Below are 23,640 nucleotides of genomic sequence, written 5' to 3'. Positions count from 1 at the left end.
AGCGATTGCGGACCATTACGGGATCCAGATCTCGTTTGTGGTGCCGATGATCGCCTTTGCCTACATCACGTTTTACGGCGTTTACGGTTACAAGGCCGGACGCACTCATACCAAAAGTTGACCTCATGGGTGGATTGGATTGGTGCATCGCACGTTAAGAAATTCAAATTATGAACCGTCGAAATTTTATTCGCGCCAATGCCCTGTTCATGTCCGCTATGGCAATCTCGTCGAAGCTATGGGCGGCTGATTCTTCATTTCCCGTCGTGCGCACGCCGGTGGGCAAACGGAAATTCACCAGCGCAGCCGTGGAGCGGACGATTGAGCAGGTGCAAGCGGGCATCGGCAACCAGGAACTTGCGTGGATGTTCGGCAACTGTTTTCCAAACACACTGGATACGACGGTGGATTTCAGCATGGTTGACGGACGCCCGGATACTTATGTCATCACGGGTGACATTGATGCGATGTGGCTGCGGGATAGTTCGGCGCAGGTGTGGCCCTATCTGCCGCTGATGAAAGACGACTCGAAGTTGCAGCAATTAATCGCGGGCGTCATCAATCGACAGACCCGCTGCGTCCTGCTTGATCCGTACGCGAATGCGTTTTACAAGGACGCCTCCAAAGTTAGTGAATGGAAAAGCGATTCCACTGACATGAAGCCCGGCGTGCATGAGCGCAAGTGGGAGATTGATTCGCTGTGCTATCCGATCCGGCTGGCATATAGATATTGGAAAGAGACGGGCGACACGGCGCCGTTCGACATGCAATGGCAAAAAGCGATTGCGCTGACGCTGCAAACTTTCCGCGAGCAGCAACGCAAAACGGGCAGGGGACCGTATCATTTCATGCGGCGCACGGAGACGCAGACCGACACCGTGCCGGGACGTGGTTATGGCAATCCCACCAAAGCCGTCGGCCTGATCTGCTCGATATTCCGCCCCAGCGACGACGCGACAATTTTTCCATTTTTGGTGCCGTCGAATTTTTTTGCCGTGGTCAGCTTACGGCAGGCGGCGGAGATGGTGAGGGCCATCACTCATGATGATGCTTTGGCTGGAGAATGCCGCGCATTGGCTGATGAAGTGGAAAAGGCTTTGCACGAATATGCTATCGTCAATCACCCCAAGGCGGGCCGCATGTTTGCTTACGAGGTGGATGGTTTTGGGAATTATTATTGCACCGACGATGGCAATATTCCGAGCCTGATTTCCCTGCCATATCTGGGCGCGGTGAAGACCGACGATAAAATTTATCAAAGGACGCGCGAAATGCTGTTGTCTGATAAAAATCCTTACTATTGCATCGGCAAAGCGGCCAGCGGACTCGGCGGCCCGCATGTCGGGGTGGACATGATTTGGCCGCTCGGGGTGATCGTGCAGGGATTGACCGCGACGCAGGACAAGGAAATCCGCCAATGTCTGGATACGCTGCAACACACGCACGTCGGCACTGGCTTCATGCACGAAGCGTTCAACAAGGACAATCCGAACAAGTTCACGCGTTCATGGTTTGCCTGGGCAAACACGATTTTCGGCGAATTGGTGTTGAAGACATTTCGCGAACGCCCCACTCTTTTGAATTAGGGCATTTCCGCCAAGGCCGCGCGGGAAATTTAAGTCATTGCTCCTGTTCGCATCTCATTTCTATCAATGCCCGGTCTTGGCCAGGCCGGACGAATCTGGTGGCCAATTCATTTTTTGTGAGGCTGATGGCAATATTTTCATTGCTCCTCGTTTGCCATAAACCGCTTTAGCTTGAGAGATTTAGGCGGGCTCGCCGCCAGTAACAGACTTCATTTCCGCGCACTGTGATAATCATAAATTTCCCCGCCCACCCGACGCAGCGACTAGGTTGCTAGAATGGGGTATTCAATTTTAACGAACTATATCTAATTCCAGGAATGTAAATATAGTACGTATACCTACTTTACGAACTCTATGAAGCTAGCTCGAAACCATTGAATTCAGGGCGCAAAGGCATAGTTCCAACCTGATGACCTGAAATCAAATATTGATGACCGGCTATCTAACATATTCCGGTTTTGATGGTTGCAGCATTGATTCAAACAGTTCACGTGCCGTTATATTTTATAAATGTTAAATAAAAGACTTGCCTTTAGCCTGGAAATACTTATAACTAACAACAACATTTCCCTATGTTTATATTTGAGCTTGAGGCCAAACCGAAGAAGCACATTATTTCGGCAAATCCGCAAAAAAAAGCCAACGCTTTTACCTTAATCGAATTGCTGGTGGTCATCGCGATCATCGCCATATTGGCGGGATTGTTATTGCCGGCGCTGGCCAAGGCGAAGGCGAAGGCGTATCAGATCACCTGCATCAACAACGAGAAGCAGCTTGAGTTGGGCATGATGATGTATCTGGATATCAATGCCAATATTTTCCCCGGTTGTGCCTCGCGAAATACCTTTGGATTTCATCCAGACGACTGGATTTATTGGCGCGTGACCATGCCGGCCTACCCACCGCAGAAAAGCCCAATCATGGTTAACATAGGCGGCTTCAATACGAATATGTTTCGCTGCCCGGCGGATAAAAATGATGCTGACCGTCTCAGATCCAATGCGATCAATGGCGATACGCAGGGGATTTACTATTATAGTTATACAGTTACCAGCGTTACGCCTGGGGCTAATAACGCTAGTGAGGGGATGACCTCGAATGATGATGGAACTTTTCACGCTTTTAGATCGGGTGATATTCTCAATCCGGCAGGGAAAATCATGTTTGCTGAGGAGCAATCGGTTTTAAGCGGGCCTGAGTGTACTGATCCGACCGCGCCGATTGTGGATGATGGCCGTTTTTCGGTGCCGGGGGATGTGCTTACCAGCCGGCACAATAAAAAGGCAGATGTGGGATTTGCGGATGGGCATGTAACTTCAGTGCTTCCGTCTTTTGCTACTGTTACAAATAATGTCCAGCCTTTGGTCTATTAATTGCGCCTAAAAGCGCGAAGTAGAACGGTATGGCAGTGCAACTTAGTTAGGCATTCTAGCAAGCATGTCAAAATTCAGTTTTAGCCACGGTTGTACTTTGGTCGCGCTGATGGCGATTGGTTGTCACAAGTCTCCTGTTTCGGTTGAACAAACTCCGCCGCCAGCGGATGCGGTGGCAGCGGCCGCTCCGTCAGCTGATTCACCGGGACAGGCGGGTCTGCCACCGCCACCCATGCCTTCGGCCAGCGTGTTAGCGCGTTCGGAGAATAACTTGCGCGAAAATGCTGCCGGTGAAGTAAATGCATTCATGACGCGCCAGCTTAGACTATTTGTTCAGCAGACGGGCAGGTTGCCGCAGACTTTTGCTGAATTCGCAAGCAGACGCCTTGATGGTGTGCCGCCGCCGCCGGAAGGCACTAAGTGGGTAATTGACGGAGCGACACAAGAAGTAAAAGCAGTGGGATTATCCAAGTAATGACTTATAGAGTCATCTTAGAGACAATGACTATCTCGTGTTACGATCAAGTGAAATTTTTGTAAAAAAAGCTTGCAATATCATAGTCGAATTTTTAATCTGTAACGGATCACCAAAAATTAACCAATCCTTCTCCCAGGCTGCATTTGGCTTTTAACGGGCTATTTTGTAACGGGAAAGAGACAAACTGAAACAAACCTAATTCTTCAATTACGCTCGCGGTCCACCGTTGGATTTAAAATGACCGGGTTGGCTTGGAGTGAAGCGGCGGGGGCGTTATTTTGCAGTTGTGTGCGGGGAAGAATGGTTTTTTGAGGATCATAAGGGAATCGCCGGACGTTAGATTGAAATCACTAGAACAGCTAAAATAAACAACCAATTGATTATGCGCCATCGTTTCCTGACTCTATCATTACTACTCGGCTCCGCACTCTTTTGCTTTAACCATCGCAGTGAGGCTGGCACCAACCTGCTTACCACCTCCGTCCAGGCGAGCGGCGCAAATTGGACGGCGGCGATTTGGAAGACGAATAACGGCAGCGGCGTCGGTACGGGCACGGCTGTGGCGCCGGTGGCGGGCAATACTTATACTACGGTTTCGAACGGCATCTCGATCGGCAATGGTTTGAACAACACCCGCATTCGTTGTCCAGCGGTGAGCGGGCAGGTGACAACTTTTCCGGGCGATTTGCTGACGCTGAATACGAACACAGAATTGCGCACCAAGCAATCGGCCAGCGGTAATTCGGCGCTGGCGAATACATTGAATTTCCCAGGAGTGGGGACTAACGGCGTGCCTGGGCTTATTCTGAATGGCGGCATGATAAACGGCGGTGACGACGGCACGGAAACATTTGCGGGCAGGATTCAAGTCGCGGCGCAGTCGTATATTTCCGACGGCGCCAACGGCGGTGGCGGCGGCATTTCGCCCAATCGCAGTTTTAACATCAGCGGCGTACTTTCCGGCACTGGAAATATGGTGATCATCAACTGCAGCACCACTTTCGTGCAGCAGATTTCCGGGAATTCGAACACTTATTCCGGCCAATGGATTTTGCAGTGCGGCTGGTTGCAGGGGTCAGGCTCTAATTCACTTGGAACCAATAGCATCACGGTGGATCCGAACTATACGGGTTACCTGACTGATATGCCGAGCGCCGCTTCCCCGAACGGCCCCACGCGTTTTGAACCGAATTACGATCTTAACAGCGCGGGCGTGCTGACGCTGGTCAACGGCGGCATCATGCGGCTGCACCAGAATGTTATTTTCAGCGCGGTCAATATCGAGTCAACTCCGCTGACTGCGGGAACCCATTTTTACAGCGAGCTGGCCGCCAACTTCCCGGGAAATTTTGAGACCGGCGGTTCGGGCAGTATCACGGTGCAGCCTTACGGGCCGCCTCCGGCATTGGCTCCCACCATCGCCACGCAGCCGGTTTCCGAGGAGCTTTTACCCGGCAATACCGCAACCTTTTCCGCGGTGATCACGGGGCATCCGCCATTTACGTTTCAATGGCTCAAGAATAGTGGAGCGCTTAGTGACGTCGGGAACATCTCCGGTTCCGCGACGAATACTCTGACGGTCAGCAATATCTCAACGACCGATAATGGCAATTACCAACTCATCATCACCTCGGCGGGAGGTTCGGTCACGAGCAGTGTGGCTAATCTCACCGTGGTAATGCCACGTGGCGAGGCGGTGGAATCGGCGGTGCTCGCGGCCGGCCCAGTTGATTTTTATGAATTCAATGAGACCAACGATCCCAGCACCGGGAACGCGCTGGCTTTTGACATCGTGGGCGGCAAATCCGGCGTTTATGGCGTGAATTCGCAAAATGGTTTTGGCGGCATCACCGGGGCGACTGCGGCGGATGGATTTCCGGGTTTTACGACGAATGATTTCGCGGCGCAGTTTGATCTGGCAACTGCGAACTCGCATGTGAGTGTTCCCAATGGTTGGAATTTGAATACAAATGTTCTCACCATCACCGCGTGGTTGAATCCAAATGGTCCGCAGGACCCGATTGAGGGATTGGTTTTATGCCGGGGTGGAAACACGGTGGCGGGGTTGAATTATGCCGCCAACCTGGATGCTAATAACAGCGCAACGCTGGGATATACGTGGGACAACGAGTATGAGACTTACAGTTGGAATTCGGGCATTGAAGTTCCTTCTGGACAATGGTCGTTCGTGGCATTGGTAGTGACGCCGACGAACGCGACGCTTCACATGATGAATGCCAATGGATTGGTGTCGGCGACACACACTTACGCTCATGTGAATCAGAATTTCAATAATCCGCTCCTGATCGGTGATGACAGCAACAGTTCAACGGGAGCGCGGGCCTTCAGTGGCAAGATGGATGATGTGGCGGTCTTCAACGGCGCCCTTACCAAGAGCCAGTTGACTGGAATTTTTTATGCTGGATCCGGCGTGACGAGCTATGCGCCGATCATCGCTACGCAGCCGGTCTCAACGAATATGTATGTGGGACAGACTGCAATATTCTCGGTGACGGCGGGTGGTTCCGATCCGTTGACTTATCAATGGCAGAGCGATACGGCTGGTAATGGCATCTATAATAATATCAGCAATGGTGGGCGCTTCTCCGGCGCGGGCACGGCGACTTTGACAATCCAAAACATCGGCATGGGTGACGCTAATAATTACCAAGTCATCGTCTCGAATTCAGTCAACGCCGCGACGAGCAGTGCGGCGAACTTGGGAGTGCAGGCGACCAGTCCGGCGGTCAATATCACCATGACCGTGCAGGAAGCTTCGGGCGCGGACTGGGACACTACCGGCCAGTGGAGCGATGGCAATCCGGCATCACTGTCTTCCGCCAGCGAGCCGGGGAGCACTTACGAGCTTTTAGCAGGTTCACGGTTGCGCAGCCCGGCAAATCCGCGCACGGCGACTTTCCCGGGTGTTTCGCTGAAAGTGGATGGCAATGGTATTTGGATCAACAATCCTGGCGCGGGCACGGCACAAGCGGAATTCCGTTTCAAGCAGCCGATTCCCGGCACGGTGATCATTCCCAAATTGATCATGAACGGCGGCCAGCTTGACACGGGAAATCCCGGGGCCGCGCAAGTTCAGGGAGAGATAGACATTAGCGCCAACACCAACGCGCCGATCTATAACGACGATCCCAGCGATCGCGGTTATGAGATTGATTCCTACCTGACCGGCAATGGCGGCACCAGCATCGAATACCACGGCTACAATCAGACGGCCTTTCAATCGAATTATACCAATGACCTGGACATCGCCTGCGCGACCAATGCCTATTCGGGCAAATGGAATATCGTGATCGGCATGTTGCTGGGGTCGGGCACAAATTCGCTGGGAACGAACGATATTAATATCAGCACCAACGGAGCATTTGAAACATTGTATGACGTCAGCAATAGCACCGGGAACCTGTTCCTCAGCGGCCAGATGTATCTGCATCAAAACGACACCTTCAAAAGCCTCTTTATAAATGGCGCTCCACTGGCAGTCGGCACTTATTCGTTTGCGCAACTCAACACGACGTATCCGACGAATTTCCCGGCGACGTGGATTGGGCATTATGGCGCGACTACCATCACTAATGGTTCCGGCAGTATTACGGTGCTGGTGCAGCCGGCTCCGCAAATATCGCAACAACCCACGCCAGCATCCATCCAGGTTTATCCCGGCCAGCCGTTTCAAATCAGCGCGGCAGCCCAAGGCAATTTGCCTTTGGGTTATCGCTGGCGTCAGAACGGAAATTTCCTGGCAGACAACAGCAACATTTCCGGTTCGCAGACGCCGGGGTTGAATGTCGCCGCGACGGTGGCAACCAACGGCGGCAATTACGATGTAGTTGTGACGAATTCAGTTGGTTCAGTGACGAGTTCGATAGTTGTGGTCACCGTTCTGCCGACCGGCCCGGCGACAAACCTGACGCTCGACTTCGGTGGCACTCCGGTTCAACAGCCGCAAGGTTCGGATTGGAACACTCCGACGAACTGGAGCGACGGCAATCCGGCTTCGGTCTCAGCGTTCTCGAACCCGGGCAGCACGTATGAAGTTGTGCCCGGAGCGCGTCTGCGCAATCCCGCGACAAACCTGGTATCCACATTCCCCGGTGGTCTGCTGACCATTGACGGTGATGGCGTATTTGTCAATGGACCGGGAGTGGGAGCAACAACGGCTGAACTTCGTTTCAAGCATCCGGCGGTGGCCAACATTAACTTCCCGAAACTGGTCATGAACGGCGGCCAGATTGATAACGGGGATAACGGCACAGCCATTGTCGGTGGTGAAATGGATATTCTGGCCAGCACGGCAATTTATACGGATTCGACCGCAGGGGTGGATCGCCCGATTCAAATTGATTCATTCCTGACCGGAACGGGAACCATTACGTATCAGGCGTTCGACGCCACGTTCCAAGGAAACCTTAACGTCACCTGCAGCTCGAACACCTATTCGGGTCAATGGAATGTGTTGCAAGGTGTGTTGCTGGGCAGCGGGGCGAATTCGCTCGGCACCAACTCCATTACCCTGGCCAACACCGCCGCGCTGGAGACGACTTATGATATTCATAGTCCCAGCGCGGACCTCGTGGTCAACGGGCAGGTATTCCTGCATCAAAATGACACCTTCAATACGCTGACAGTTAATGGCGTGAGCGTGGCGTCCGGAACTTACACGTTTGCCCAACTGAACACCGCTTATCCCACGAACTTCCCCGCTGCCTGGCCGTTGCAGTTGGGTTCGGCGGTTAATGCGGGTTCGGGCAGCATTACGGTGGTGGGATCGCAAGGCGGATCCGGCGGCACGCCGATGCCGATTGGATTCACGACTTCTGCGGGAAGCCTGACGTTGAATTGGTCGCAAGGCACGTTGCAGGAAACCACCAATTTCATCGGGTCAGGTACCGTGTGGACGGACGTTCCCGGTGCCATGTCTCCGTTGATGGTCGTGCCCAACGATCCTCAGCACTACTATCGCGTCAGACCGTAAGGATTATCAGAGGGGCGTGTGACTGTGGGTCGCACGCCCCTTTTTCTTTAGTATTTTCGCCGGCTGGAATGACAGAAAGATGAAGTATTATTTTAGCTCTCTCGTATTGCTGCTCGGCCTCGTTTGGTTTTCTGCGGATGCCGTTGCCGGAGCCAGTTTAACCACCACCAGCGTTGAAGCAGCGGGCACGGATTGGACTGCCGCCATTTGGAAAACCAACGGGACAGGAACGGCGGTTTCGCCGGTTTCCGGAAATACTTACACGGCGATTTCAAACGGTGTGTCCATCGGCAACGGCACGTCAAACACGCGCATCCGCAATCCGGCCAATTCGGGCGTGCAGACTTTTCCCGGCGATTCGCTCACGCTTAATACAAATTCAGAGTTGCGGGCCAAGCAACCGGGGGCGACTTTAAATTTTCCCGGCGTCTCGGGAAATCCAGGGCTGATTTTAAATGGCGGAATGCTCAACGGCGGAGACGATGCCATCTTTCCGGTAACGGGAGTGATCAAGGTGGCGGGACAAAGTTATATTTCCCACGGCGCGAATGGCGGCGGCGGCGGTATTTCTCCCAATCGCGCCTTTAAAATTTCCGGCATCCTCACGGGTTCAAATAATATCGTGATCATCAATTCGGGCACGACCTTTCCGCAGCAAATCGCCGGGAATTCAAATACATTCACCGGCCAATGGATTGTTCAATGCGGATGGTTGCAGGGCTCGGGTTTTAATTCGCTGGGCACAAACAGTATTACCGTTGATCCGAATTATACCGGTTATCTGGCGGCGATGCCGAATGCGAGTTCGCCAATCGGGCCTGCGTGGATCGAGCCTGATTACGATCTGAACAGCGCGGGCGCGCTAATTTTGACGAATGGCGCAGTGATGATTTTGCATCAGAACTGCGTATTCAGTTCGGTGAAAATCGAAGGCGTCAGTTTGAGCGCGGGAACGCATTATTACCCGGAACTGGCGGCGAATTTTCCGGTGAACTTTGCGAGCGGCGGTTCGGGAAGTTTGACCGTGCAGCCGTTCGGATCGCCGCCGTTGTTTGCGCCGACGATTGGCGTTCAACCGATGTCCACGACATTGAATGCGGGAACGGCCGCGCAGTTGTTCGCGGGAGTTTCGGGCGCGACGCCGCTGGTTTATCAATGGCAGAAAGGCACGAATGGAATTTATGTTTCCGCAACGGACACCGGCGACGTGAGCGGCTCCAAAACGAACGTGCTGAATTTTGGCGCGCTCGCGGCGGCGGACGCGGCAGATTACCGATTGATCGTGACCAATGCAGGGGGCGCGGTCACGAGCCAGGTGGCGACGGTCACGGTGATCGTACCGGATTCAACCAAGCCAAAGGTGGCGTCGCTGAGTCCCGCAGCGGGTTCGACGATCAATGCGTTTTCACAACTTCAGGTTAATTTTAGTGAGAACGTAGTGGGCGTGGATGCTTCCGATTTATTGATCAATGGCATTCCCGCGAATACGGTTTCGGGTTCCGGTTCCAATTATGTTTTTAATTTCAGCCAGCCGCTGGCGGGCACGATTTTGGTTTATTGGGATGTGGACAGCGGCATCACTGACAATTCGGGAAATTATTTTGATACTTCGATTTCGTGGACTTACACGCTGGTTGATAATATTCCGCCGACGGTAGTTTCGACTGTGCCCACTGGCGGCGCGATCGTGAGCCAGTTGACGCAGGCGCAGGTAAATTTCAGCGAAGCTGTAACGAACGTCGTTGCGGGTGATTTGTTGATCAATGGCGCGCCGGCCACGGGCGTGACGGGAAGCGGCGCGGGGCCTTACGTTTTTCAATTTGTTTCACCCGCGCAAGGAACGGTGCAATTAGCGTGGGCAGCAGGAAATACTATCGCGGATATTTCACCGATGGGAAATCGTTTCGCCGGGGGAAGCTGGACAGTGCGGTTGGACACGGCCAATGCTGACGCGGCATTGACCAACGTGGTCATCAATGAATTTCTTGCGTCGAATGTGAATACCAATGGCTTGAGGGATGAAGATTCCGAGCTGGATGATTGGATTGAAATTTATAATCGCGGAAATACATCGGTGAATTTGGCGGGGTGGTCACTGACTGATGCAGCCGATCAGCCGGGCGAATGGATTTTTCCGGCGACGAATATCGCAGCCGGGCAATACATGGTTATTTTTGCGTCGGGAAAAAATCGCACGGTTCCGGGCGCGAATCTGCACACCAGTTTTTCGTTGAGCACTTCTCCCGGTTACCTGGGTTTGTATAATGCCGACTACCCACCGCGCGTGGCTTACGAATATGCGCCGAGCTATCCGCAGCAGCATAGCGATGATTCATACGGAATAAATAACGTAAACGGATTGAGTTATTTTGCGGTGCAAACGCCTGGTGGACCCAATAGTGCGAACACGTTAAACGGTCTGGTGGACGACGTACATTTCACGGTTCCGCACGGCTTCTTCAGCCAGCCTTTCAATCTGTTGCTGACCACGGCGACGCCGGGAGCAACGATTGTTTATACCACCAATGGCAGCGCGCCGAGCATCAGCGGCGGGACCACGAACGGAATTATTTATGCGGGGCCGCTTGCGATCAATCAAACGACGGCTTTGCGCGCGGCGGCGTTTGCCCCGGGGTTGTTGCCGTCGGTTGTCGGTTCGCAGACTTATCTTTTTGTCGAGAGCATCATCCGACAGCCAAACAATCCGCCCGGCTATCCGACTGGTAACGTGTGGACGCCGACGCCCTCGCAGGTGGTGAATGGTTCGCGGGCCTATTACGAAATGGATCCGACCATCGTCAATGATCCGCAATACACCAACGCCGTGCGTGCCGGGTTGACGGCGCTGCCGACGCTCTCGATCATGACTTCGATTGACGACATGTTTGGGCCGGCGAATGGCATTTACACGCACACGTCCGATGCCACATCGGATTCGTACCGCGGGCCGCTTTGGGAACGTGATTGCTCGATGGAGCTGATTTATCCTGATGGTTCTTCGGGCGGGATACAGTTGGATTGCGGTATCGAGATACAAGGCGGGTCGCAACGCGATCCCGCGAAAAATGCCAAGCATTCGTTTCGGTTGAAATTCACCAGCCAATACGGCCCGGGTAAGTTGAACTTTCCGTTCTATCCTGATTCGCCAGTGCAGAGTTTCAACACGCTCGTGGTGGACAGCGGCATCAATTATTGGTGGCATTACGTCGGCGGCAGCGTTCCCGAAGACCAGCGTTATCGCGCGCAGTGTGTTCGAGATCAATTTACCAGCGACCTGATGCTCGCGCTGGGGCACCCCTCGTTTCACGGGAAATTTGTTCATCTGTATCTCAACGGTCTTTATTGGGGAATTCAATATTTGCACGAACGGCCGGACGATGATTTTGCGGCGAGTTATTTTGGCGGCGCCAATACGGATTATGACGTGCTTAAGAACACGACGTTCGGTTTGGAATTGTTGAGCGGAGATGCGAATGCGTGGAATACGGCGCTGGCGTTGTCCAATACCGGCCTTACCAACAATGCGCAGTATGAGCAGCTTCAGCAATACGTGGATGTGGATAACCTGATTGATTACATGATCGTCAATCACTGGGCGGGCAATGACGATTGGCCGCAGCATAATTGGTACGTCATCCGCAATCGCAACACGACCGATGGATTCAAGTTCATCGTATGGGACGCCGAACATGTTTTGAAAAGCGTGACGGAAAATGTGACCACGGTGAATGCCGACGGCAGCCCGGCGCAAATTTATCTGGCGCTCGCGAACAATGCCGAGTTTCGCCTGCGCTACGCCGACCATTTGCAAAAATTATTTTTCAATGGTGGGTTGTTTTATATCAATCCTACGAATTCGTTTTGGGATCCGGCGCATCCGCAGAATAATCTCGCGGCTTCGTATTACATGAAGCGCATCACGGAGATCACCAATGCAATCGTGGATGAATCGGCGCGCTGGGGCGGATACCTGTTGACGACTAATTACACGCGAAATAATCACTGGCTGCGCGAACTGAACAATCTTTTGGGTTTCGCCACCAATGCGCCGCTAAACACGACAAATTATTTTCCGATTCGCTCGGCGAATGTGTTGAATCAATATCGGGCGATCGGACTTTTCCCCAACGTCAGTGCGCCGGTGTTCAGCCAGCAGGGGGGAAATGTGCCGGTAGGTTTTGGGTTGACGATGACGAATCTCAATTCCAGTGGCATCATATATTATACGACCAATGGAACGGACCCGCGCGCTTATGGTTCGGGGTCGGTGTCGCCGAGCGCATTTGCGTACCACAATGGAACGCCGTTGGTGTTGAGTGGTTCGACGGTGGTTAAGGCGCGGGTGCTCAATGGCGCGTGGAGTGCGCTTAATGAAGGGGATTTTGGCGTGGCGCTGCTGGGTGTGCCGATTCGCATTACCGAGTTGATGTATGAACCGAACGGCGGCAGTTCTTTTGAATTTATTGAATTGCAAAATATCGGGCCGACCAATGTGGACATGAGCGGCTACAGTTTCGGCGGTGTGACTTATGTTTTTCCGAACGGAACGATTTTGGCGCCCGGTGGCGTGATGGTCATCAGTTCGTCGGGCAATCCGGCGGCATTTGCGGCGCGTTATCCGGGATTGGTGGTTGCGGGCATGTACGGTGGTTCATTATCGAACAGCGGGCAGCGGGTCGCTTTGCTGGACCAGAATGGCAATACGGTCATCGCGGTTAATTATAACAACGCGGCCGGCTGGCCGGTGGGCGCGGCGGGCGGCGGTTATTCGTTGGAGATCATCAATCCGAATGGCGATCCCGATGACCCGGCCAACTGGCGCGCAAGTACGGCGATTAATGGTTCGCCGGGAATCGTCACGACGGTTACGGCGAGCAACAATATTCGGTTCAACGAAATCATGGCGGAGAACGATGGCGCGGTCACCAACGGCGGCACGTTTCCCGATTGGCTGGAATTGTATAATCCGAGTTCCAACGCGGTGAACATCGCGAACTGGAGTTTGAGCAACAGCGGCAACGCGAGAAAATATATTTTCCCGGGCGGTACGACGCTTGCAGCGGGCGGTTACCTGGTGGTTTGGTGCGATAGCGATACCACTGCGCCGGGACTTCACAGCGGTTTCAATCTCAGCAAAAATGGCGAGAATCTTTTCCTGTACGATGCTTCGACCAATCGTGTGGATGCGTTCAGTTTCGGTTTGCAATTAGCCAATTTCAGCATCGGACGTGTGGGCGCAGCGGGAACCTGGCAATTAACTTTTGCGACGCCGGGCGCGGCCAATCTGCCTGCACTAACCGGCGGGGCGACGAATCTGTTCATCAACGAATGGCTGGCGAATTCCCCCGCCGGTGGCAGCGATTGGATGGAATTGTATAACGCTTCCAATTTGCCAGTGGCGCTTACTGGACTTTATCTAGGGACGAGCAATGAACTGTTTGAGATACGTTCGGTGTCGTTCATTCCAGCCAATGGTTTTGTGCAACTGTTTGCGGATAAATTGGCGGGGCCGGATCATCTCGATTTCAAACTGACGGCGGCAGGCGACGCGATTGTGCTCTATGACTATTCGGGACAGCAAATTGATCGAGTGAGTTTTGTGAACCAGCTTGAAAGTGTTTCGGAAGGCCGATTGCCCGATGGGGCGTCGAACATCGTAAGTTTTCCCGGCACGGCAAGCCCCGATGCGAGTAATTATGTCAGCACTTACTCGGGGCCGATCCTGAATGAGTTGATGGCGCGAAATACTTCCGCGGTTTACGACGCATTCGGCAATCATCCCGATTGGCTGGAGTTATATAATCCAGGCGCGACGAGTTTTGATTTGTCCGGCATGAGCTTGAGCGTGGGCCAAAACCAATGGGTTATCCCAGGCGGCGTGAGCATCATTGCGAATGGTTATCTGGTGATCTGGTGCGATAATTCACGTGCGGCTTCGACAAGTGTCGAGACGGATTTGAATACGGGGTTCGCGCTGCCGGGAGATGGGAGCACGGTGACATTATTTAACACTAATGGGCAGACGGTGGATTCGGTTGCGTTCGGTTTTCAGATTGCCAATGTATCTATCGGCAAGATTGGCGGGACGTGGAACTTATTGAGTGCGCCGACGCCCGGCGCGGCGAATTCGGCGGCGGCCACGCTGGGGAATGCGACGGCCTTGCGCATCAATGAATGGATGGCCAATCCGGTTTCCGGCAACGATTGGTTTGAACTTTATAATCCGAATGCGCAACCGGTATCGCTGGGCGGACTTTATTTGACCGATGATCCGTCCATCACGGACATGACGCAATTTTTGGTTCCCGCGTTGAGTTTCATTGGCGGTCATGGCTGGGTTGAATATCAGGCGGACGGACATCCCAGTAACGGTCCGAACCACACTGGCTTCAGTTTGAACAAAGACGGTGAAACGATTCATCTCTACAACGAAGATTTGAGTCAAATTGATGAAGTGGATTTTGGGATTCAAGCAGAGGGAGTTTCACAGGGGCGCTTGCCGGATGGTGGGAGCAATCTCGTGAGTTTTGTTTCGACGCCTACGCCGGACGCGTCCAATTTTCTACCGCTTCCAAATGTCCTCATCAATGAAGTGTTGACGCACGCCAGCTTGCCATTTGAAGACGCCATCGAGTTATATAATTTTTCGAGCAATAGTGTCGCCGTGGGCGGATGGTTTATCAGCGATGTCGCGACGAATTTTGGAAAGTATCGCATTCCTGACGGCACGGTTTTGGCGGCGGGCGGTTACCAGGTTTTTTATCAAGATCAATTTGATACCACGAATAGTTCGCCGTTCGTGTTGGATGCGGTGAACGGTGGAAATATTTTTCTTTCGCAAGCGGACGCACAGGGGAATCTTTCCGGTTATCGCGCGCAGGTTTCGTTTGGTGCGGCCGAGAACAATGTTTCGTTCGGGCGCTTCGTGACGAGCGACAGCGTGGATTTTGTGGCGATGAGCAACCACACTTTTGGCGCGGACAGCCCGGCGACCGTCGCGCAATTTCGCACGGGGACGGGTCTTGCCAATGCTTATCCTAAAGTCGGGCCGGTGGTCTTCAACGAAATCATGTATTATCCCGTGACGATTTCGGGCGGCGTGCCGACGGAAAATGTGAACGAGGAATATCTCGAGCTTTTTAACACCACATCGGATGAAGTCACTCTCTACGATCCGGTATTTGCCGCGAACTGCTGGAAGATTGACGGCGATGTTCAATATACGTTCCCTCGCGGCGTGACGCTGCCGCCAGGTGGTTATTTGCTGGTGGTGGGATTTGACCCGGTGAATGACTCGGCTTCGCTGGCGAACTTCAGGACAAAGTATGGTATTACTAATAACGTGGCTATCTATGGGCCTTATAAGGGTTCGCTGGATGATGGCGGCGCGACGATTGAATTACTCAAGCCGGGCACGCCAGAAATGGCGCCTAGTCCGGACGCGGGATTTGTTCCTTATGTTTTGGTGGAGAGCGTGAGTTATAGCAGCGCGGGTTTGTGGCCGGGCGCGGCGGCGGGCACGGGGATGTCACTGCAGAGACGCGCGTTGGGGAGTTATGGCAACGAGCCGTTGAATTGGATCGCGTGCAATCCAAATCCGGGCAGCCGGAATTGCATCAATGATACGGACGGCGATGGTTTGCCGGACGATTGGGAATTGGCGCATGGTTTGAATCCATATTCTGCCGCGGGCGACGACGGAGCGAATGGCGACCCGGATCACGACGGCTTGAGCAATTTGCAGGAGTATCTCGCGGGGACTGATCCGCACGATGCGCAGAGCGTATTCAAAATTGCGGCGGTGTCGGTATCGCCCAATAGCGTGAACTTCCAGTTCACGGGGGTGGGTGGACATAGTTATATTATTCAATATTCAGACAGCCTGGCGTCGGGTGTGTGGCAGACGCTGACGAACATTCCGGCGTCGGCGACTAATACGACGGTGCAAGTCAAAGATTCTCCCAATACAAATGGCGCGGTGCGATTCTATCGGCTGGTCACACCGGGTGGGTCATGATGGAGAGTTGGGTGTATTTGTGTGCGAGACTAGCGGCGTGGGAGCGCCGCTCTACCTTGGAAGCATCGAGTTTTGCCGGGAGAAATTGTATGGTGTGGCTGGGTGCGATGATGGTGGTTTTGATTTTTTTGAGTTTGCCGACGATGGCGGTAGAGGTGGTTCGTGACGGAAAGGCGCTGGCTTCCATTGTTGTTCCGCAAAATCCTTTGCGAGTTGAGTCGTATGCGGCGAAGGAGTTGCAATATCACATCGAGTGCGCGACGGGTGCAAAATTGCCAATCGTGGTGGAGAATTTGACGGCGGGTGGCGCGCATATTTATCTGGGAAATTGTGCGGTCACGGTGGCGGCGAAGATCAATCCTGCTAACCTTCCGGGAAATGCCTATGTTATTCACGCCACGGAAACCGATTTGTATATCGCGGGTAATGATTCGCGGGACGATCCGCTGGACATTGATACGCACGAAGGCACGCTCTTTGGTGTTTATGAATTTTTGGAAAATAAAATGGGCGTGCGCTGGCTTTGGCCGGGGAAGCTGGGCGAGATCATTCCGACGGAGAAAAATTTGTCTTTGGCTCCTGCGGATGCCACGGTGAAGCCATTGCTCTGGTTTAAAAATTGGCGCGAAGCCGCGACGACTGGTGAAAAAATCTGGCTGAAACGGCAACGCTTCGGCAGGAGTATCCAACCGCAATATGGGCATTCCTTCGGCGAATATTGGGCGCGCTTTGGCAAGACGCATCCGGAGTATTTTGCGATGCTGCCGGATGGCACACGGCGGCTGGATCCCGGTTCCGATTCGGATCCGCAGTATGTTCATATATGTCCTTCGGAGCCGGCGCTGGTGAATCAAATCATTTCGGATTGGCAGGCGAAGGGTGCGCGCGAATTTTTGAATGTCTGCGAAAACGACGGCTGGGCCGGGTGCGCGTGTCCGCGATGTTTATCGTGGGATGAGCCCGACCCGGATAATCCCGTGCCGTTTGACCAAAGATTGGACGCCGCCAAGCGGGCTTTCGCGGGCGAGGAGGGCAGGCGGGACGAGTGGATGCTTCAACTGGGTTCGATGTCGGATCGTTACGCGCGCTTTTGGAAAATCGTGGCTGATGAAGCCGTCAAAACCCGGCCGGATGTAAAAGTCGTCAGTTATGTTTATGACAATTATCGCAAGCCGCCAGTGAAGGCGAAGCTGAGTCAAAACGTGCTTTGCGGAGTGGTCCCGCAGGAAAGCATTTTTGGGTATAGCAAAACCGATTCGGCGGTGTTCCGCCAGGATTGGAGTGGGTGGGAAAAAACTGGTTGCCAATTATTTCTGCGCCCCAATTACACGCTTCAAGCGCCGAACTTTCCATCTTTTTATGCGCATACTTTGGGTGAAGACCTCAAGTTTGCGATGGCGCATGGATTGAGGGGAACGGATTTTGATTCGCTCACTGGAAAATATTCCGTGCAGGGGCCTTCGCTTTATATGCTGGCGGCTATGCTGAATCATCCCGACGCTTCTCCCGACGCGATCCTTGATGAATTTTATAATGCCTTCGGTCCAGCCAAATCATCCGTCAAAGAATATTTTGAACTTTGGGAATCCATTTATCCAAATTATTCGGCTGCGGAACAGGCTGATAAAATCAAAGCCAAACGGAAATATAGCGCCGGGCTTTACGGGCCGTATTATTTGCTCGCGGATGAAATTTATACTCCTGGAGTGATGGGGCGCGCGTGGGCGATTTTGTCGCAGGCGCGCGAGCAGGCGATGGGGCAACCTTTGGCTTTGGCGCGCGTTGAATGGCTCGAAAAAGGTCTTAAACAATCCGACTTGATGCTGGCGACGGGGAAGGCTTTTGAGCATGGGATTGATAGCGGGGATGAAAGTGGTTTCCTGGCGGCGCGACAGGCGCTGGTGGATTTTCGCAAGGTCAATGCGGATTATGATCGCGCGAATTTTGCCGGGCTGTCGGGGGATGAGAAGAAGTGGTTTAAGGAGAAGCGGTGAGGTGGTCTCTATTTGCGGTGTTTTTCGTGCCTTGAGAGCGCGGCGGAGCGGTGGCTCCGTCCTACCGGGTGTGTGGAACTTCGTTCAGGTGTTTGCACGGCTTGACACTCCCATTCGCCGCCCGTACAGAAAGGCGCGCGGAAGGCGTGTTCTTCGATGAAGCTATCGTACCTCATCATTTTGATCGGGATGAATTTTCTTTGGGCGGGCTCTTTGTCCATTTACAAGGCGCTGGCGGAGCATCTCGCGCCAGGGAGCATCGTCACGCTGCGGTTCGGGGTGGCGGCGGTGTTGCTGATGGCGTTGTGGCCGTGGCTGCCGGGAAAGGCGCCGCGCGGCGCGGACCTGGTCAAGACGGTGATCATGGGGTTCATCGTTTTCACACTGGGCCATCGGTTGCAAGTTTGGGGAACGAAATTGAGTTCGGCGGGGAATGCTTCGGTGTTGATGGCGGTGGAACCGATTCTCACATCGGTGGCGGCGGCGATTTTTTTGCGGGAATATATCGGGCCGCGACGCTGGCTGGGTTTTGTGCTGGGGATGTTTGGCGTGGTATTGCTCAATGGCTTTCTGCGCGGCGGATTTCAATGGGCCGGTTTGTGGGCGAGCCTGATTTTCGTTTCGTCATTTTTTTGCGAGTCGGTGTATTCGATCATGGGCAAACCATTGATTGAACGGTCGGGGATGGTCAAGATTCTCGCGCTTGCGCTTTTGTTCGGGACGGTGGTGAATCTGGTGTTTGATGGGGCGGCAACTTTGGCCGCAGTGCGCGTGATGCCGTTAAGACTGTGGTGGATGGTGCTTTACCTGGCGGTGATTTGCACGGCGGTGGGTTATGCGATTTGGTTTGTGGTCATCAAGGAGACGGATGTCAATATTGTGGCGCTCACGGTTTTCGCGCAACCGGTGGCGGGGGTGTTGATCGCGTGGCTGTGGCTGGGCGAGGCTTTGAACTGGGGGCAACTGTGGGGCAGCCTGGCCATCGTGGCCGGATTGGTGGTGGGACTATCGCGCCAAGTCAAGACCCCGGCGGCGGGTTGAAGGTTACGGGAAAAAGGAGGAAATATTTTAGCGCAGAATGCTTGTTCGCGCACATTTTTCTTGCGAAAGAAAATTGGGTGAAGCACATTGTGGCCAGCTTAACCAAACGCCGTATAAACCCGGTTAGGCATTATAAAGAAAGTGTAGGACGCGAATGAATTCTATCCGTCGGTTTTCGTTTTTTCAATCCCTCCGGCTTTTTTAACCATAGGGTTTGAGCATCAGCCCGCCCGGGAAATCCATTTCAGGTGAGCGATTTTGCTCACCGTAGATAATTTCCCGGATATGCAAGCGTGGCGGATGCACTGAGCCCGACTCACCTGTGATTAAAAAACCCGACTTTTTCATCGTCGGTGCGCCGAAAAGCGGCACGACGGCCTTGGATAAATACCTTTCGCTACGTCCGGATATTTTCATGGCGCGCAAGGAAATGCACTTTTTCGGCGCGGACCTGGGTTTCGCCCCGCAATTTTACCGGCGTAATCTCGACGCGTATTTGGCGGAGTTTGACGGTCAAAACGGTCAAAAGCGCGCCGGTGAAGCTTCGGTGTGGTACTTGCGCTCGCAAGTGGCGGCGACGGAAATCAAGGCCTTCAATCCCGATGCTCGCATCATTATCATGCTACGCGATCCGATCGAGATGCTGCATTCGCTTTATTATACTTTTCGCTGGGATGGCAATGAGCATTTGCCGACGTTTGCCGAGGCGTTGGAAGCGCAGGATGATCGGCGCGCGGGACAGCGCATCACGCGGCAGACTTATTTCGCGCCGGGGTTGGTATATTATGAGGCCGTTCGTTATACCGAGCAAGTTCGCCGCTATTTCAATATTTTTGGGCGCGACCGCGTGCATGTGGTCATCTATGAAGACTTCGCCGCGAATGTCGCTGAGACTTGCCGCCAAGTGCTGGAATTTTTGGAAGTGGACCCGACGCAAATCCCGGATAATTTCAAACCGGTCAATTCCAATAAATTTGTCAAAAGCCGTTTCCTGCGCGCCATGTTGAGTGATCGTTTTGTGCGTTCATCGGTGCTGGCGATTCGCCCGTTGCTGCCGCGCGCGGTTTTCGGCGCCATGCAAAAAGTGGATGCGCGCATCCGCAAATTCAACAGCCGACACGGTGGACGGCCGCCGCTCGATCCCGAATTGTGCCAACGGCTCAAGCGCGAATTTGCCCCCGAGGTCGAGCGCCTGAGCATCCTGCTGGGCCGCGATCTTTCCCGCTGGAAACATGACTATGCCCAGTTGGATGACCTCCCGCCTTCGCGTCCGCGGATTCCCACCAACGTCGCGCCCGCGACGGCACCCACCGCCCGTGTGGAAAATGTCGTCGTCTGATCCATGACGCTGCCTGAGTTCATCCTGTGGATTTAAAATCTTCATTTCCCGCCGGGCGGGCGAGCAAACAGTTAGGTGTGATGTTTCTGCTGCTCGCATTCATCATCACCTGCCTGTTCGGCCTAACGTGGCTGCCGAGCCACACGCTTTTTTCAAATGACGGTCCGCTGGCGCGGCTGGTTTCCCAATGCCATCATTTGCCGGAAGCATTTTCCGGCGTGTGGGAAGATCTCAATACCATCGGCTATCGCGAACAGGGCGCGCTCCCCAACATCACTTACGGACTTCGCCTGGTGGCCGGCCCGGTGCTCTTCTCAAAATTTTATGTGCCGCTCGCGCTGATGGTACTTGGCCTGGGGGCGTGGTCTTTTTTCCGGCAATGCGGATTGTCCCCGGCGGCGTGCGTATTGGGCGGGCTGGCGGCGATGCTCAATTCGGATTTCTTTTCCACTGCGTGCTGGGGGATCGCGGCGAATCCGCTGGTCGTAGGCATGAGTTACTTCGCGCTCGCGGCATTGATGCGAACGACCGCCTGGCGCGGCTGGGCCCGGGCGATGCTCGCCGGTTTTGCTGTCGGCATGGGATTGGCCGAAGGTGCGGACGTGGGAGCGATTTTCAGTTTGTATGTCGCGGCTTTCGTCATTTACCAGGCGTGGATTGCGGACGGGCCACGCGTGAAAAATCTGGTGATGGGAGTGGGTCGTGTGAGTGTGGTGGCGATTTTCGCGGCGTTTCTCGCGGCACAGGCGATTTTTGCGTTGGTCAATACCCAGATCGAAGGCGTGCATGGCATGGAGCAGGACACGCAGACGCGCGAAAGCCGCTGGGCGTGGGCCACGCAATGGAGCCTGCCCAAAAACGAAACCCTTAGTCTGGTCGTGCCCGGGTTGTTTGGTTATCGCATGGACACGACGGACGGCGGCAATTATTGGGGTTCGATTGGCCGCGATGTTGCCTGGGACAAATATTTTGCCGGTGGCCAGCAAGGAACGGCGCCGCGTACGCTCATCCGCCAAACGGGCAGCGGGCTTTACGCGGGCGTGGCGGTGGTGCTGCTGGCGGTGTGGGCGGCGGTGCAATCGTTTCGCAAAAAAAATTCGGTTTTCAATCTGACACAGCGACGATGGCTTTGGTTTTGGATCGTCGTGGCGTTCATTTCATTGCTATTTGGCTACGGCCATCACGCGCCGTTTTATCGGATGCTTTATGCGCTGCCGTATTTTTCGACGATTCGCAATCCGATCAAATTTCTCAGCATCGTTAATTTTGCGCTGGTCATCCTGTTTGCTTACGGCGTGGATGGGCTTTGGCGGACGTATCTCGAACGCGTGCGAGTCGGACAACCCCGTCCGTCGGCGAACCAAGGGCGGTTCAATCGCATTTGGATTTACAGCTGCCTCGGCGTGCTGGCACTCAGCCTCGTGGGGTGGGGGATTTATTATAATTCGCGCGCGGCGCTGATTGAAAATTTGTTGAACACTCAGTTCGCCGAGACCAAAGCGCATGTGACTGCGGATTTCAGCATCGCGCAAGTCGGCTGGTTTGTTTTATTTTTCATCATCGCCGCCGGGTTGATGGCGGCGATCCTGCGCGGAATGTTTGCCAATAACGGCGGCTGGGCGGTGGCGCTGCTCGGTTTGCTGGTGGTGGTGGATTTGGGACGCGCAAATTTGCCGTGGATCATTGATTGGAATTACGAAGAAAAATACGCGAGCAATCCGGTCATTGATCTGTTGCGGGACAAACCTTACGAACATCGAGTGGCGCTGGAACCGTTCCGCGCGGCGGCCGCGCACGGGTTGTTGGATGAGCTTTATCATTACGAATGGGCGCAACAACACTTTCAATATTATAATATTGAATCGCTCGACATCGTCCAACTGCCGCGCACGCCGCAGGATTTGTTGAACTTCCAGCACGCGACGCAATTCGACGGCACAATCGCCTCCGCCCCGAAAATTGTCCGCCGCTGGGAACTCACCAATACCCGTTATTTGATGGGCGCGGCGGAATATATCCGCGCTTACAACGAACAATTCGATCCCGTGAAAAAACGCGTGCGCATCGCCGCGCGCTTCAAGATCGTGCCGCGTCCCAACGCGACATCGCCACGGCGGCTTGAGCGCGTGACGGCGCAGTTCGCGCCGGATGGCGATTATGCAATTTTTGAATTCACCGGCGGCTTGCCGCGCGCCAAGTTGTATTCAAACTGGCAGATCAATACGAACAATGAGGCGATTCTGCCGTTGCTCATTGCCCCGTCATTCGATGTCACGCACAGTATTTTTGTAAATGGCGGTTTGCCGGCCGGCGTCGGTAGTCCCGACACCAATGAGAACACGGGCACGGTTGATTTTGCCAGTTACGCGTCGAAGGACATTGTGCTCAATGCGCATGCGGCGAACAATTCCGTGCTGCTGCTCAATGACCGTTACGATTCCAACTGGAAAGTATTCGTGGATGGAAAATCAGCGCCGCTGCTCAAGTGCAATTATTTGATGCGCGGCGTGTATCTGGAGCCGGGTGATCATAAGGTAGAGTTCCGTTTTCTACCGCCAGTGGGGGCGTTGTATGTCAGTCTCGCGGCGCTGGGTGCGGCCCTGGTGTTGATCGGGATCGTTTTGATGCCGCAATCGCAAAGCAAAAAGGCTCCGGAAAAAAATCAAAGCGCGCCGTCCGCTTCAACACCCACTGTTCCGCGTCCACAACCGGTGATTGCGGTTGCCTCTCAGACCAGTCCAAAACCTGGCAAACAAAAACGTGCCGGGGCAAAGTCGAAGCGTTGAAGAAATTTTCGTTGGAAAGATTTGCGACACAAA

9 protein-coding genes are annotated in these 23,640 nt (G+C 53.9%); all 9 read left to right on the top strand.

What is annotated here, in order from left to right:
- Positions 1-170: 170 nt before the first annotated feature.
- The 9 genes from VH413_16695 to VH413_16655 all read left to right on the top strand — a co-directional run bounded on the left by VH413_16695 (position 171) and on the right by VH413_16655 (position 23,607).
- A complete protein-coding gene (locus VH413_16695) occupies positions 171-1,586 on the top strand; it encodes a glycoside hydrolase family 125 protein (GenBank protein HEX3800335.1) in 1,416 nt (471 codons plus the stop codon).
- 572 nt (positions 1,587-2,158) lie between these two features.
- Complete coding sequence (locus VH413_16690) at positions 2,159-2,959, top strand: prepilin-type N-terminal cleavage/methylation domain-containing protein (protein ID HEX3800334.1); 801 nt, start codon at positions 2,159-2,161, stop codon at positions 2,957-2,959.
- 64 nt (positions 2,960-3,023) lie between these two features.
- The gene (locus VH413_16685) at positions 3,024-3,434 is read left to right on the top strand and encodes a hypothetical protein (protein ID HEX3800333.1); all 411 of its coding nucleotides are present in this window, start codon (positions 3,024-3,026) and stop codon (positions 3,432-3,434) included.
- A 385-nt stretch (positions 3,435-3,819) separates the two neighbouring features.
- Complete coding sequence (locus tag VH413_16680) at positions 3,820-8,430, top strand: immunoglobulin domain-containing protein (protein HEX3800332.1); 4,611 nt, start codon at positions 3,820-3,822, stop codon at positions 8,428-8,430.
- Positions 8,431-8,509: 79 nt separating this feature from the next.
- Complete coding sequence (locus VH413_16675) at positions 8,510-16,447, top strand: lamin tail domain-containing protein (GenBank protein ID HEX3800331.1); 7,938 nt, start codon at positions 8,510-8,512, stop codon at positions 16,445-16,447.
- Between the two features lie 89 nt (positions 16,448-16,536).
- Positions 16,537-18,441: a DUF4838 domain-containing protein gene (locus VH413_16670; GenBank protein HEX3800330.1), complete on the top strand. Its 1,905-nt coding sequence runs from the start codon at positions 16,537-16,539 to the stop codon at positions 18,439-18,441.
- A gap of 156 nt (positions 18,442-18,597) precedes the next feature.
- Entirely contained in the window at positions 18,598-19,482 is an 885-nt protein-coding gene (locus VH413_16665) for a DMT family transporter (GenBank protein ID HEX3800329.1), read from the top strand.
- 322 nt (positions 19,483-19,804) lie between these two features.
- On the top strand, positions 19,805-20,821 hold the full coding sequence (locus tag VH413_16660; protein ID HEX3800328.1) for a sulfotransferase: 1,017 nt from the start codon (positions 19,805-19,807) through the stop codon (positions 20,819-20,821).
- 26 nt (positions 20,822-20,847) lie between these two features.
- Positions 20,848-23,607 (top strand): YfhO family protein, encoded by a 2,760-nt coding sequence (locus tag VH413_16655; protein HEX3800327.1) that lies wholly within the window; start codon positions 20,848-20,850, stop codon positions 23,605-23,607.
- Positions 23,608-23,640: the final 33 nt, after the last annotated feature.

The sequence above is a fragment of the Verrucomicrobiia bacterium genome (genome assembly GCA_036268055.1).
Lineage (GTDB): Bacteria > Verrucomicrobiota > Verrucomicrobiia > Limisphaerales > Pedosphaeraceae > DATAUW01.
This window is presented reverse-complemented; position numbering and strand designations above follow the sequence as displayed.